Annotated in this window: 10 protein-coding genes and 1 CRISPR repeat array; of the genes, 8 read left to right on the top strand and 2 right to left on the bottom strand. The window is 49.7% G+C overall.

The features are described 5' to 3' along the window. Positions 1-71: 71 nt before the first annotated feature. From cas1 to thrS, 4 genes are all read left to right on the top strand, one after another. A complete protein-coding gene (cas1, locus tag J4864_RS06885) occupies positions 72-1,064 on the top strand; it encodes a CRISPR-associated endonuclease Cas1 (protein ID WP_211815068.1) in 993 nt (330 codons plus the stop codon). Positions 1,065-1,168: 104 nt separating this feature from the next. Further along, the gene (locus J4864_RS06880) at positions 1,169-2,185 is read left to right on the top strand and encodes a CRISPR-associated primase-polymerase type B (RefSeq protein ID WP_211815067.1); all 1,017 of its coding nucleotides are present in this window, start codon (positions 1,169-1,171) and stop codon (positions 2,183-2,185) included. 322 nt (positions 2,186-2,507) lie between these two features. Then, a complete protein-coding gene (gene cas2, locus J4864_RS06875) occupies positions 2,508-2,978 on the top strand; it encodes a CRISPR-associated endonuclease Cas2 (RefSeq protein WP_211815066.1) in 471 nt (156 codons plus the stop codon). A gap of 211 nt (positions 2,979-3,189) precedes the next feature. Next, a CRISPR array of direct repeats spans positions 3,190-5,443; the repeat unit is 37 nt; unit sequence CTCAATGAGTATCTTCCATTAAAACAAGGATTAAGAC. Positions 5,444-5,593: 150 nt separating this feature from the next. Beyond that, positions 5,594-7,543: a threonine--tRNA ligase gene (thrS, locus tag J4864_RS06870; RefSeq protein WP_211815065.1), complete on the top strand. Its 1,950-nt coding sequence runs from the start codon at positions 5,594-5,596 to the stop codon at positions 7,541-7,543. Positions 7,544-7,805: 262 nt separating this feature from the next. On the opposite strand, the gene panD is transcribed toward thrS, so the two are convergent. Both panD and panC read right to left on the bottom strand, forming a co-directional pair. Further along, a complete protein-coding gene (gene panD, locus J4864_RS06865; RefSeq protein WP_004354715.1) occupies positions 7,806-8,150 on the bottom strand; it encodes an aspartate 1-decarboxylase in 345 nt (114 codons plus the stop codon). A gap of 1 nt (position 8,151) precedes the next feature. Further along, positions 8,152-9,009, bottom strand: coding sequence for a pantoate--beta-alanine ligase (panC, locus tag J4864_RS06860; RefSeq protein WP_211815064.1), 858 nt, complete (start codon positions 9,007-9,009; stop codon positions 8,152-8,154). A gap of 169 nt (positions 9,010-9,178) precedes the next feature. Between panC and J4864_RS06855 the strand changes: the two genes are divergently transcribed. The 4 genes from J4864_RS06855 (at position 9,179) to J4864_RS06845 (ending at position 14,364) form a co-directional block, all read left to right on the top strand. Then, entirely contained in the window at positions 9,179-9,988 is an 810-nt protein-coding gene (locus tag J4864_RS06855) for a glycogen/starch synthase (protein WP_211815063.1), read from the top strand. A gap of 85 nt (positions 9,989-10,073) precedes the next feature. Next, positions 10,074-11,519 (top strand): DUF4270 domain-containing protein, encoded by a 1,446-nt coding sequence (locus tag J4864_RS06850; protein ID WP_211815062.1) that lies wholly within the window; start codon positions 10,074-10,076, stop codon positions 11,517-11,519. Next, positions 11,509-11,652 (top strand): dehydrogenase, encoded by a 144-nt coding sequence (locus tag J4864_RS11800; protein ID WP_246479497.1) that lies wholly within the window; start codon positions 11,509-11,511, stop codon positions 11,650-11,652. Before J4864_RS06850 ends, J4864_RS11800 begins: the two co-directional genes overlap by 11 nt. Before the next feature lie 141 nt (positions 11,653-11,793). After that, entirely contained in the window at positions 11,794-14,364 is a 2,571-nt protein-coding gene (locus J4864_RS06845) for an ATP-dependent Clp protease ATP-binding subunit (protein ID WP_211815061.1), read from the top strand. Positions 14,365-14,450: the final 86 nt, after the last annotated feature.

Genomic DNA, 14,450 nt, shown 5'->3' with positions numbered 1-14,450 from the left:
CCTCCGGCTGGTGCAGGCATCAACCCCCGGCGGATCCGGATGGATAAAACAAAAAAACGAACCAAGACTTTATGGAACTGATACTCAACACTTACGGTGTCTCCCTCAACCGCGATAACGAGGGATTCGTCATCAGCACGTCCGACGGAAAACAGCGCATACCTGCCGTCGGCATAGACAGCATACAGATCAGCCGCGGCGCACAGATCACGAGTGATGCCGTGATGCTGGCCGTGGAACACGAGATAGAAGTCATGTTCATGGACCGGACAGGGAAACCTATCGGACGGATATGGAGTCCGAAGTACGGCAGCATCTCCACCATCAGGAAAGGGCAGCTGAACTTCGTCTATTCCCACCGCGCCGTAGACTGGATCAAGGAGCTCCTGCTCAGGAAGATTGAAAACCAGCAGGCACTGATGTTGCTCTTCGACACGAGCGACCACACGGACGAACCCACGGAGAAGAACGTCGCCCGGCTGGAAGACTACCGCAACAAGATCCGTGTCCTCGACGGCGACATCGTCAACGACATCGCTCCCATGCTCCGCGGATGGGAGGGGCAGGCTTCACGCATCTACTTCAGCACCATCAATGCCTTCCTCCCGGAGCAGTTCCGTTTCAACGCCCGGTCGCAGCATCCTGCGCTCGACGTGGCGAACGCCTTTCTCAACTATGGCTACGGAATCCTCTACGGCAGGATTGAGGGAGCGCTCATCAAGGCGGGCGTCGACCCCTATATCGGGGTGCTGCACCGGGACGACTACAATCGCCCGGTACTCGTCTACGATGTCATCGAGATGTACCGTATATGGGTAGACTACGTCGTCTATACCCTCCTTGCACAGAACGTCATCACTGAAGAATTCTATTCCGTCCGCGAAGACGGTTCCTACTGGCTCGAAGCACTCGGACGGCGTGTACTCATCCAGTCGCTCAACGATTACATGGACGAGGTTGTCACCGTGAAAGGCACCACACGCTCGCGCCTCACCCAGCTCACTCTCTACGTGCAGTCGCTCGCACAGAAGTTCAAAGAGGAAAGTAAAACAGTAAAAAGGTAAGATAGTAAAAAGTAAAACGGTAAAAACACAGGTTTGCATCACCGGACTTTTTTACTCATAAACTCCATCCCCCCTAACTCCTTCAACTCCTAAACCTCTTCCCTATGCTACTATTCGGAACAAACATACAATCAACGGCAGACGAACTGCGGAAAGTGCAGGAAGCATATCTTTACAACAGTCTGCGCAATCCCAAGCCTGCCATCGCCGCCGCCGTCCGGCAGCTGCGCATCGTATACAGCATGGATGCCAAAGGCTACGCCCAGCTGAAACGGCGACTTCCCTACTTTGTCTGCGGACAGTTCAATCCTGCTTTCCGGCGGAAAGAAAACTTCGCCTATACCGAGAGCTTCATCCTCGACTTCGACCATCTGTCTGCCAAGCGGCTGTCGCTGAAGACGGTACGGGAGGACATCATCCGCGACGAACAGGTGATGATGTGCTTCGCCTCACCGAGCGAAGACGGTCTGAAGGTGATGTTCCGGCTCAAGGAAAGGTGCTACGATGCAGGCCTGTATTCCATCTTCTACAAGGCCTTTGCGGCTACCTTCGCCATGCGCCATAACCTGACACAGGTAACTGACGGCAGAACCTCGGATGTGGCAAGAGCGTGTTTTGTCAGCATCGACCCCGATGCCTACTACAACCCTGATGCCATCCCTGTCGACATGAAGGCATATATCGACGAGGCCGACCCCGATACCGTCTTCAAGATGAAGCACGAACAGGACGAGCACGACAAGGTGACACACAAAAGCGATGACGGGCAGGCATCCCGTCCGAAGGACCCGGACAAGGAGGTGCTGGCACGCATCCGCCGGCAGCTCAACCCCAACACACGGCCGCAGGACGATCCGACCCCGGCCTACGTGCCCGAACGGCTCAACGAAATCATTGCCGATCTGAAATGCTTCATAGAGGCGACCGGACTGCAGGTGACGGAAATCATCAACATTCAATACGCCAAGAAAATACGGGCACGGCTGGGACAGAAGGAGGCCGAGATAAATCTCTTCTATGGAAAGCGGGGGTTCAGCATCGTCGTCTCGCCGCGCCTCGGAACCAACGGGGAACTGAACGAACTGCTCGCCGGACTGGTCGGCAATTTTCTGGAGAAGTAAAAATAACAGACAGAACGGCCGTGTCTCCGGCTCACGGAGAGGAGTGCCGGATCTGTCAAATCCTCTGGAGGAACGTTGTCGGCCTCAACTCTAAAAAACACATTTACAGGTACTTGCAGAAAGTCTGAAAGGGGCTGTTGAAAAGACGCTCAGTTGCATTGCAAAAGGGCGTTAGTTGCAGGCCGGAAGGGCATCAGTAAGAAGGCAAACAGGCATTGATTGGAAGGCAGACAACCCCCGGTCGGAAAACAGGCAGTACCGTAAAGGTTCAAAAAAACGGACATTTCCCGCAAAACAGATAGTCGAATCATCCCGAGAGTCCATGCGAAAAGCTATCCCCTACATAGAAATCTTGCGCAAGCTCAGCAGAGCCGGTGTGCAGAAATCGCCCGTCATCAACCGACGGACCGGCGACTTCAGCTGTCTGCCGACACTGCAGGAACGTGTGGATTTTCTCATGGGAATCGTAAACAGACCCGTAAGACCGGCAACCAATATGCTATTCTTCGTCATGTATGATATAGAGAGCGACAAGGTACGCTATCATATCGCAAAATATCTGGAACGGAAAGGATGCACACGCATCCAGCGTTCCATCTTCCTTGCCGACCTCGACAAGACCGTCTACGATGAAATTAAAAGCAACCTTGCCGAGGTGCAGTCGCTTTACGACAACCACGACAGCATCATCGTCTGTCCTGTCTCCAGCGATCAGATCCGGGCAATGCAGATCATCGGTGAAGACATCAGCATAGATGTCATCATCCGTTCGCGCAACACATTGTTCTTCTGAAGACGGCAGCGAGAATGCCCTCCCCATGAGGGAAAACATCAGCGATGCTTCCTCCATAAAGAATATTTAACGCATCGATCTTTGACTTTCTGCACAATTTTTCGTACCTTTGCACCCGCTTAAAATATGGTTAATTTCTCCTAATTCATCAAGCATTTTTAAGTCTTACACGCATGGGGCTGCGGCATATAAAGGAATACAAGTCTTTACTCTCAATGAGTATCTTCCATTAAAACAAGGATTAAGACCGGACGACTTCTTCCGCACAGGCGTGAACTTCACCAACTCAATGAGTATCTTCCATTAAAACAAGGATTAAGACCAATTCAGGGTGTTCGGCAAGATAAGTCTTATTATAACTCAATGAGTATCTTCCATTAAAACAAGGATTAAGACTTGCCAAAAGATACTTTTAATTATTACTTATTGACTCAATGAGTATCTTCCATTAAAACAAGGATTAAGACCTGCGAAAGTTTTCTCTGAAAAGTTATTTGCGATCTCAATGAGTATCTTCCATTAAAACAAGGATTAAGACTTACAGTCATGATATAGACTGTTTAAGAACGAAGCTCAATGAGTATCTTCCATTAAAACAAGGATTAAGACTCTTAGAGGCTACCAAATCATTGAACTCCTTTAACTCAATGAGTATCTTCCATTAAAACAAGGATTAAGACCATAGGATTCTCATCCTTCGGAACCTGCTTAATCCTCAATGAGTATCTTCCATTAAAACAAGGATTAAGACACCTAATTTAGTAGCTGACTATACATTCCAGTTATTCCTCAATGAGTATCTTCCATTAAAACAAGGATTAAGACCCGCCAACGTATCGGGTATCTCTACTGAAGATACCTCAATGAGTATCTTCCATTAAAACAAGGATTAAGACTTTCGGGCATCCTGATTCTCAACCTTAATAGGTCTCAATGAGTATCTTCCATTAAAACAAGGATTAAGACACAAAGAGAGTTGGTAGAACTCTTTGGACACGCTCAATGAGTATCTTCCATTAAAACAAGGATTAAGACTACTCTCTGCTCCCATTGTTAACGACCGTTTCGCCACCTCAATGAGTATCTTCCATTAAAACAAGGATTAAGACTTAACGGTTACGAGGATTTCTGTTTTTAGAACTCCTCAATGAGTATCTTCCATTAAAACAAGGATTAAGACTCGTTTAAAGAAAACGGCTTTGCATTCTTCGCTTGACTCAATGAGTATCTTCCATTAAAACAAGGATTAAGACAACGAGCCAAACTCCAACGTACCGTTTTCACTCAATGAGTATCTTCCATTAAAACAAGGATTAAGACATTATAGCCAATATGCTTACCACCTTCAATAGGAAACTCAATGAGTATCTTCCATTAAAACAAGGATTAAGACGGTAGTTCTTTAAGTCTACGGAGTCATTTATCTGCTCAATGAGTATCTTCCATTAAAACAAGGATTAAGACTCTTGATTCTGCAGTGTTACAGCTTCGTCGACAGAACTCAATGAGTATCTTCCATTAAAACAAGGATTAAGACTCTACACACGTTAGCAGACCCGTTGAAATCTGCCCTCAATGAGTATCTTCCATTAAAACAAGGATTAAGACCGCGTTTGCACCCATATCGGTTATATCGATTACTCAATGAGTATCTTCCATTAAAACAAGGATTAAGACATCAGGTCTCAGAACGACAAGGCGCCGGAATGGTAGCTCAATGAGTATCTTCCATTAAAACAAGGATTAAGACTTCACATACTCATCTGAAAGAATTTCTTTTTCTCTCAATGAGTATCTTCCATTAAAACAAGGATTAAGACTCACATATGTTTTTTTTACCATTAATTATCATCGGCTCAATGAGTATCTTCCATTAAAACAAGGATTAAGACACGGACGTCATTGCACGTGTGCCATGAGAATCGCACTCAATGAGTATCTTCCATTAAAACAAGGATTAAGACATACTCTAGTTCTGATATAACAAGAGTTTGCATCTTCTCAATGAGTATCTTCCATTAAAACAAGGATTAAGACCGCGTTTGCACCCATATCGGTTATATCGATTACTCAATGAGTATCTTCCATTAAAACAAGGATTAAGACATCAGGTCTCAGAACGACAAGGCGCCGGAATGGTAGCTCAATGAGTATCTTCCATTAAAACAAGGATTAAGACTTCACATACTCATCTGAAAGAATTTCTTTTTCTCTCAATGAGTATCTTCCATTAAAACAAGGATTAAGACTCACATATGTTTTTTTTACCATTAATTATCATCGGCTCAATGAGTATCTTCCATTAAAACAAGGATTAAGACACGGACGTCATTGCACGTGTGCCATGAGAATCGCACTCAATGAGTATCTTCCATTAAAACAAGGATTAAGACCTTTCTCAATTGTCACGCTTCCGTCCTTGACGACCCTCAATGAGCATCTTCCATTAAAACAAGGATTAAGACTTTGCAAGAGTTCGCTTTGCGTCCTCAACCTCCACTCAATATTAGAACATGGATTCGGAAGTAGAACTTTTTGGGGCAGAAGAATGATGATTTATAAATTAAAAGTAGTACCTTTGCCACAACATTTGATTTATAAAACTAATTTGTAGTATGGTTAAAATCACTTTCCCAGACGGCTCCGTTCGTGAATACGAACAGGGGGTGACTGGTTATCAAATCGCCGAGAGCATTTCGCCGGCTCTCGCCCGTGACGTTGTATCTTGCGGTGTCAATGGCGTAACGACAGAACTGAACCGTCCCATCAACGGAGATGCGACCATCGCACTTTACAAGTTCGATGACGAAGAAGGCAAGCACACTTTCTGGCACACCTCTGCTCATCTGCTTGCCGAGGCATTGCAGGAACTCTATCCGGGCATTCAGTTCGGCTTCGGCCCGGCTGTGGAGAACGGCTTTTTCTATGATGTGATGCCGGCTGACGGTCAGACCATCTCCGAGAACGACTTCCCGAAGATCGAAGAGAAGATGCGCGAACTCGCCAAGAAGAATGAGCCGGTTGTCCGCCATGACGTTTCAAAAGCCGATGCCATCAAGGAGTTCACCGCTGACGGACAGGAATACAAGGTGGAGCACATCGAGCAAGACCTCGAGGACGGCACCATCTCGACATATACACAGGGACATTTCACTGATCTCTGCCGTGGTCCGCACCTTATTTCCACAGGTGCCATCAAAGCCATCAAAATCACCAGCGTGGCCGGTGCTTTCTGGCGCGGCGACGCCAAGCGCGAACAGATGACGCGTATCTACGGCATCACCTTCCCCAAGAAGAAGATGCTTGACGAATACCTCGTCATGCTCGAGGAGGCCAAGAAACGCGACCACCGGAAGATCGGCAAGGAAATGGAACTCTTCATGTTCTCCGACCGTGTGGGCAAGGGGCTGCCGATATGGCTGCCGAAGGGAACCCAGCTGCGCCTGCGCCTGCAGGATCTGCTGCGCCGTCTTCTCCGTCCCTACAACTATCAGGAGGTCATCACACCGGGCATCGGCGGCAAGAACCTCTACGTCACTTCCGGGCACTATGCCCACTACGGCAAGGACTCCTTCCAGCCTATCCACACACCGGAGGAGGACGAGGAGTATATGCTCAAGCCGATGAACTGTCCGCACCACTGCGAGGTGTACGCCTACAAGCCACGCTCGTACAAAGACCTCCCGCTGCGTATCGCCGAGTTCGGTACAGTGTTCCGTTATGAGAAGAGCGGTGAGCTGCACGGTCTGACCCGTGTCCGTACCTTCACGCAGGACGATGCCCATATCTTCGTCCGTCCCGAACAGGTAAAGACAGAGTTTGAAACGAATATCGACATTATCCTCAAGGTGTTCAAGACTTTCGGTTTCGACAACTATGAGGCTCAGATTTCTCTTCGTGACCCTAATGACAAAGAGAAGTACATCGGGTCTGACGAGGTATGGGAAGAGAGCGAGGCTGCCATCAAGCAGGCCTGTGAAGAGAAGGGGCTCAAGGCACGTGTAGAGCTGGGCGAGGCCGCCTTCTACGGTCCCAAGCTCGATTTCATGGTGAAAGATGCCATCGGACGCCGCTGGCAGCTGGGGACCATCCAGGTGGATTACAACCTGCCTAACCGCTTCAAGCTCGAATACACAGCCGAGGACAACTCGAAGAAGACTCCGGTGATGATTCACCGTGCCCCGTTCGGTTCGCTCGAACGCTTCACAGCTGTTCTCATCGAGCATACGGCCGGGCATTTCCCGCTATGGCTGACACCTGACCAGGTGGCCATCCTGCCCATCTCGGAGAAATACAACGACTATGCTTTCAAGGTCAAGGCTTACCTTGATGCGCACGATGTGCGTTCCATCATGGACGACCGCAACGAGAAAATCGGCCGCAAAATCCGCGACAACGAATTGAAGCGTGTACCTTACATGGTCATCGTGGGCGAGAAAGAAGCTGCCGAAGGTCTTGTGTCAATGCGTCAGCAGGGCGGTGGCGAGCAGGCGACCATGACCATGGAAGCCTTCGCAGAACGCATCAATGCTGAAGTTGCCGACCAGCTGAAGACACTGGATTGACGCACCGCCCCATCGACTTCCTTTCCGTTCAGAGGATGGGGAGGCGGTGGGAAATGCCGGAAGCCTGACCGGCTGAAAAGTCCGGTCTGTGCATCATGTAAAACTGTATTCCCTCCCAATATAAAACAGCCATATCAAGGCATTCAATGCCCGGATATGGCTGTTTCGTATATGTACTGTTATGTCCTTGCAGCCTTCTGGAGCGTCTCCTTCCGGTTTTCCGCATCACGGATTTCTTCTTTCAGGAAAGTCCCTGTCCGGACTAAAGCCTGTTGCCCTCCTTGGGGAACACGACGGTCGGTTTGAACGTCTTGGCTTCTTCAAAGTCCATCAGGGCATAAGAAATGATGATGACCACATCGCCGACGACCGCCTTCCGAGCGGCGGCACCGTTGAGGCAGACGCACCCGCTGCCCCGTTCGCCTTTGATGATGTAGGTCTCAAAACGTTCTCCGTTGTTGTTGTTGACAATCTGAACCTTCTCACCGGCAATCATGTTGGCAGCATCCAACAGGTCTTCGTCAATGGTAATGCTTCCCATATAATGGAGATTCGCCTCCGTGACGGTTGCACAGTGCAACTTGCTCTTCAATACTTCAATCTGCATACTATCCTCTGTATTTGATATGGTCGATCAGCCGGACAGGTGTCTTGCCGCAATAGACCGTGATGCAGCCGACGACATAGGGCGACTGCTCCCATGAGGCAACCTCAAGCAGGGTGTTGCCGTCAACAATCTCGAAATATTCCACCTCAAGCCCTTCGACGGCATTGATTTCGGCAACCACCTTGTCGCAGGTCTCTGCCACGCTGTGTGTCCTGGCATATTCCACGCTTGCCTGCAACGCTTCATATATCTTCGGCGCAACGGCACGCTCGTCAGCCGTCAGCAGCGTGTTGCGCGAACTCTTTGCCAGTCCGTCAGCATCACGTACTATCGGGCATTCGACAATCCTGATAGTGTCCTTCATGCCGATGAAATCGACAAGACGTTTGATGACGGCTATCTGCTGCCAGTCCTTCTCGCCGAAATAAGCTCTGTCCGGACGTACGATATAGAACAGTCTGCTGACAATCTGGCAGACGCCATTGAAATGTCCCGGACGCTTCGTACCCTCCATCCCGGTCGTCTGAGGGGGGAATTCGAAATGGCGATTGTCCCCTTCGTGATAGATTTCCTCGACAGACGGGGCAAAGACATAATCGGCTCCGCACGTCTCGGCGAGCTGGCAGTCGGCCTCCAAAGTCCGCGGATAACGTTCAAGGTCGCCCTTGTCGTTAAACTGGGTCGGATTCAGGAAAACGGAGACAACCGTCACGTCGTTCTCCTCAACACTTCGTCTTACAAGCGACGCATGCCCTTCGTGAAGTGCTCCCATCGTAGGCACCAGTCCTACGGTCTTGTTTTCTTTGCGGCAGGAGAAAAGCTCGTTCTGGAGTTCAACAATCTTTTTAAAAACTTTCATCAGTGACTAAGAATTTTACGGGTGCAAAGTAACAACAAAATAATTGAATAGACGAGAATTTAATTAAATAATCTCAATGAAACCTACTTTTTATCCGTTTTAACCCGAAAGCGAAACGTATCTCGTTTTTTTTTCGTACCTTTGCAAAAATAAAATTTCTAATATAATAATGGGAAAGAAAGTATTATTCGTCAATCAGGAAATCATGCCGTATGTGCCTGAGACAGAGATGTCGCACTATGGATCGGAAATGCCCCATGTCATGCAGGAAGCCGGTTATGAAATCCGCACATTCATGCCGAGATGGGGGAACATCAACGAGCGTAGAGGGCAGTTGCACGAAGTGATCCGTCTCTCGGGTATGAATCTGATTATTGATGATACCGACCACCCGCTGATCATCAAGGTGGCAAGCATCCCCCAGACACGCATACAGGTTTATTTCATTGACAATGAAGACTATTTCCAGAAACGGCCTGCCATGACGAAGGACGAGCTGGGCAACGATTACCCGGACAACGGCGAGCGTGCCATCTTCTTCGCAAGAGGCGTGTTGGAAACCGTCAAGAAACTCAGGTGGGCGCCGGACATCATCCACTGTCAGGGGTGGATGTCGGCCGTCATACCGTTCTACGTGAAGACCGCCTATAAGGATGAGCCGCAGTTCGCAAACTCGAAAGTAGTCACCTCGCTTTTTGCAGAGCAGCCCCAAGACAGCCTGGGCACGAACTTCAAGCACTGCCTGGAGTTCCGTGAGGCGAAGGCAAAATGCCTGAAGAAATATGGAGACAATTTCGACTTCATGGAACTGGGGAAACTGGCCATCGACTATTCGGACGGCATCATCGGCACCAGCGAAAAGGCCAACGCCGCTCTTATCGGCTATGCCCGGGACAATGACAAGCCCCTTCTGGAGCACGCCATCGACGATGATCAATTAAAGGATAAATACTCGGAGTTCTACGGCAGGCTGATCTGATTCCATCAGCCTCCCCACCTCCTCCCATGCGTTCAGTGTCCTGCGATTACTGACACGCTCAATATTTTACAACAACAGATTCTAAATGAGAAGAAACATCATTGCAGCCTGTATGTTCGCAGCCTGTCTCGGTATGGTGTCCTGTGATGACACGACGGACACCCTCGGAGGCTCGCTGACCGACAACGGCAACAGACTTTCCATAAAGGCAGATACCTTCAGCGTCACTTCCGAGACGATGCTGGCAGAGAAGGTCATCGCAAGGTCGTCCACAGGTTATCTGGGAAGAATGGAAGACCCGGAGACCCATACAACTGTTACGGGCAACCTGATGTCGCAGTTCCATGTACTGAAGAATTTTGAACTGCCCGAGAAAGACTCTATCATGAGCCGGGATGCAAACAACGAGATCATAGCAGACTCCTGTGACATACGCCTGTATTACAGTTCCTATTACGGCGATTCACTCAGCCAGATGAAGCTGACCGCATACGAACTTGCCAAGCCTGTAGAGGAGGGACAGACCTTCTTTTCCGACTTTGATCCGGAAGCACGGGGATACATCCGGCCCGCTGCACAGGGCGGGATTGCCGAGAAGCGTTCTTTCACCCTGATGGATTTCACCGAGACGGACAGCATCCGGAAAAAGAAAGGCTATGCACGTAACATCAATGTCCGCCTGAACGGGGCCTACAAAGACAAGAACGGTGTGACATACAACAACTACGGTACCTATCTGCTCCGTAAGTACCTGACGGATCCTTCGGCTTTCCGCGACACCTACCGCTTCCTGCACGAAATCTGTCCGGGCTTCTATTTCAAGATAGAGGGAGGTGACGGAGCAATGGCACACATCCAGATGGCACAGCTGAACATCTACTTCAAGCACATGGAGAAAAAGAAGATAACAGAGATTTCAACCAACTTTGTAAGCACGGAGGAGGTCTTGCAGATAACGAACTTCAGCAATGACAATACACGGCTGCGTCAGCTTGCGAGTGAGACAGGACATACCTACCTTAAAACACCGGCAGGGCTGTTCACCAAGCTGACACTCCCGATTGCTGACATTATGGCAGGACATTCGACAGACTCGATAAACACGGCGAAGATCGTACTTTATCGGAAGAACAACGATACTTCCTCCAACTATCAGTTCGGAATCCCCAAGAATGTCATCATGCTGCCGGCAGACAGTCTGCATTCGTTCTTCAAGAACAACCGCCTTCCTGACAACAAGACCTCATTCCTGGCCACCTACAACAGTGCAAAGAACGCCTACGAATTCAATAACATCTCGGGGATAGTCAACCTCTTTTCACGCAACAGGACCATGCCGGAATGGGGGAAGGTCGTTGTTGTCCCCGTCGAACTGCAGACGGTCACACAAGGTGTAGGGAGCGGCAGACAGACAAAGATAACAAAGGTCTCCCACGACATGGGGCTCTCCAGCACCAAGCTCATAGGCAATACGGCCGGCGGAAAGAACATTCAGATTTCCGTCATATACAGCAAGTTCTATGGCAGATAACTTCTTGGAGCGTCACCGGGAGGACTATGAACAGCGCAAGGCAGCCTGGCTCCGCAAGAAGGGACATTCGTGCAGACGGTCTCCGGCAAGACTGCAGAGAAGGCTGCAGAGACCTGCAGACGAGTCTCTGTGAAAAGATATAGAAAAAGGGTGAATCGGACTTACATGCCTGTATGTCCGATTCTTTGTCATTTGGCATATCTTTTGTAGATTGAAGCCTGCTGACGCAGGGTGTACAAGCCTATATATAAGTAAAGAAAAGAAAGGTTAGGATATGATGAATCAATTTTCCCCAAAGGTTTCGGAAATTCTTTCATTCAGTAGAGAGGAAGCCGAGCGGCTGACAAGCAGGTCGGTCGCTCCCGAACATATCATGCTCGCTATTCTCAGAGAAAAGTCGGGACCGGTATGGGAACTGTTCAGCCGCTGGAAGGTGGATATTGACAGTTTGAAGAAAGACATAGAAAGAAAGATACAGGAACAGCCGGCCGATCCGCTGACACCGGTGGCCGATATGCTGCTGAATGACCAGGCCAACAACATTCTGAAACTCGCAGTATTGGAAGCCCGCCTGCAACATGCACAGACGGTGGATCTCATCCACCTCTTCCTTGCCATCCTGCATGATGCCTCAGACAATGGGGCGAAGACCGTATTGGAGGATAACGGAGTCAACTACAACAATGCGGTCTCAATGCTGCAACAGCGTGCCAACCAGCCGAAAAACGGGATCGGGATGGCCGACGAAGATGAAATGGAGGATGACATGATGTCCTCGTCTGCCTCCTCCGGAAACGGCAGTGCCAAGACAGCCCAGGCTTCACGGACAAAATCAAAAACGCCTGTGATAGACAGTTTCGGCACCGATCTGACCCAGGCTGCCGCTGAAGGGAAACTGGATCCGGTCGTGGGGAGAGAGAAGGAAATCATGCGTGTCTGCGAGATTCTCGGCCGAAGAAAGAAGAACAACCCCATTCTGATAGGTGAACCGGGGGTCGGCAAGAGCGCAATTGTAGAAGGATTGGCACAGCTGATCGTGAGACATCTTACGTCGCCTATTCTCTTCGACAAACGTGTCATCACGCTTGACCTGACGGCAGTAGTCGCCGGCACAAAGTACCGCGGACAGTTTGAAGAGCGTATCCGTGCCCTGATCAAGGAAATTGAACAGAACCCGGACATCATCATCTTCATTGACGAGATTCACACGCTGATCGGTGCCGGCTCATCTCCCGGTTCGATGGATGCTGCCAATATCCTGAAACCGGCCTTGGCAAGGGGAACCATCCAGTGCATCGGTGCGACGACCCTTGATGAATACCGCAACTCCATAGAAAAGGACGGCGCTTTGGAACGCCGCTTCCAGAAAGTGCAGGTCGAACCGACAACGGTCGGCGAGACACTCCAGATCCTCGAGAACATCAAGGACCGCTATGAGGCACATCACCATGTAAGCTACACGGATGAGGCCCTGAAGGCCTGTGTGAAGTATGCAGACAGATACATTACCGACAGGTTCTTCCCGGACAAGGCAATCGATATTATCGATGAAGCCGGATCGCGTGTCCATTTACAGCACGTGAAGGTGCCACAGGTGATCCTGGATATCCAGAAGGCGATCGAGACGACGCAGGAGAAGAAACAGGCGGCGGTCAAGAATCAGAACTTTGAACTGGCAGCCAGCTTCCGTGACAAGCAGACGGAACTTGAAAATGCCTTGAAGAATGAGCAGGAGAAATGGCAGAAAGGTGACACCGATGACAAGGTGGAAATCGGCGGGACAGAGATTGCCGCTGTCGTCTCGATGATGACGGGCGTGCCCGTACAGCGCATGCAGGAGGCTGAGGGAGTCCGGCTGAAGAATATGGATGCAGACCTGAAGAAAGTGGTCATCGCCCAGGATGCCGCCATTGACAAAATGGTAAAGGCCATTCAACGCAATCGCGTGGGACTGAAAGACCCCAACCACCCCATCGGCGCATTCATGTTCTTAGGCCCTACCGGCGTCGGCAAGACCTATCTTGCCAAACGGCTGGCAGAGATGATGTTCGGTTCTGCCGACGCATTGATACGGATCGACATGAGCGAATATACCGAGAGTTTCAATACGTCCCGCCTCGTCGGTGCGCCTCCGGGCTATGTCGGTTATGAGGAAGGCGGACAGCTGACGGAGAAGGTACGCCGTCACCCCTACTCCATTGTCTTGCTGGATGAGATAGAAAAAGCCCACGGCAATGTATTCAACATGCTTCTGCAGGTTCTTGACGAAGGAAGACTGACCGATGGAAACGGCAGGCTGATAGACTTCCGGAACACGGTCATCATCATGACCTCAAATGCGGGAACACGTCAGCTGAAGGAGTTCGGTCAGGGGGTAGGCTTCAAGGCTTCCGGTCTGAACGGTCTTTCCCGGAGTGAGAACGACAAGCAGCGTGCCCGTTCCATCATACAGAAGAGTCTCAGCAAACAGTTCGCACCGGAGTTCCTGAACCGTCTGGACGAGATCATCACCTTCGACCAATTGGATCTTGAGGCCATCAAGAAGATCATCAATATCGAACTGAAAGGCCTGTTCAACCGTGTACATGAACTGGGTTATAAGATGGAAATAACCGATGAGGCCAGGACTTTCGTCGCGACAAAAGGCTATGATGTCCAGTTCGGTGCGCGACCGTTGAAGCGGGCCATCCAGAACTATATCGAGGACGGATTATGCGAGCTGATTCTCTCCGGCAATATAAAGGCCGGAGATACGATTTCCATATCCAAGAAGAAGGACTGTGACAGACTGGAATTTGACACTTTACCCAACGAATCCAAGACCTCTGAGAAAGAAGACATTTAGCATATATTATAAGGTGCCCCGGTCTTCATAAGGAGAATGACACACCATAAGAAAAGAGGAGTTCCCATAACCCAGCGTTACGGGAA

Source organism: Prevotella multiformis (assembly GCF_018127985.1).
GTDB lineage: Bacteria > Bacteroidota > Bacteroidia > Bacteroidales > Bacteroidaceae > Prevotella > Prevotella multiformis.
The sequence above is the reverse complement of the archived record's forward strand: the minus strand, read 5'-3'. Positions and strand labels throughout refer to the sequence as shown.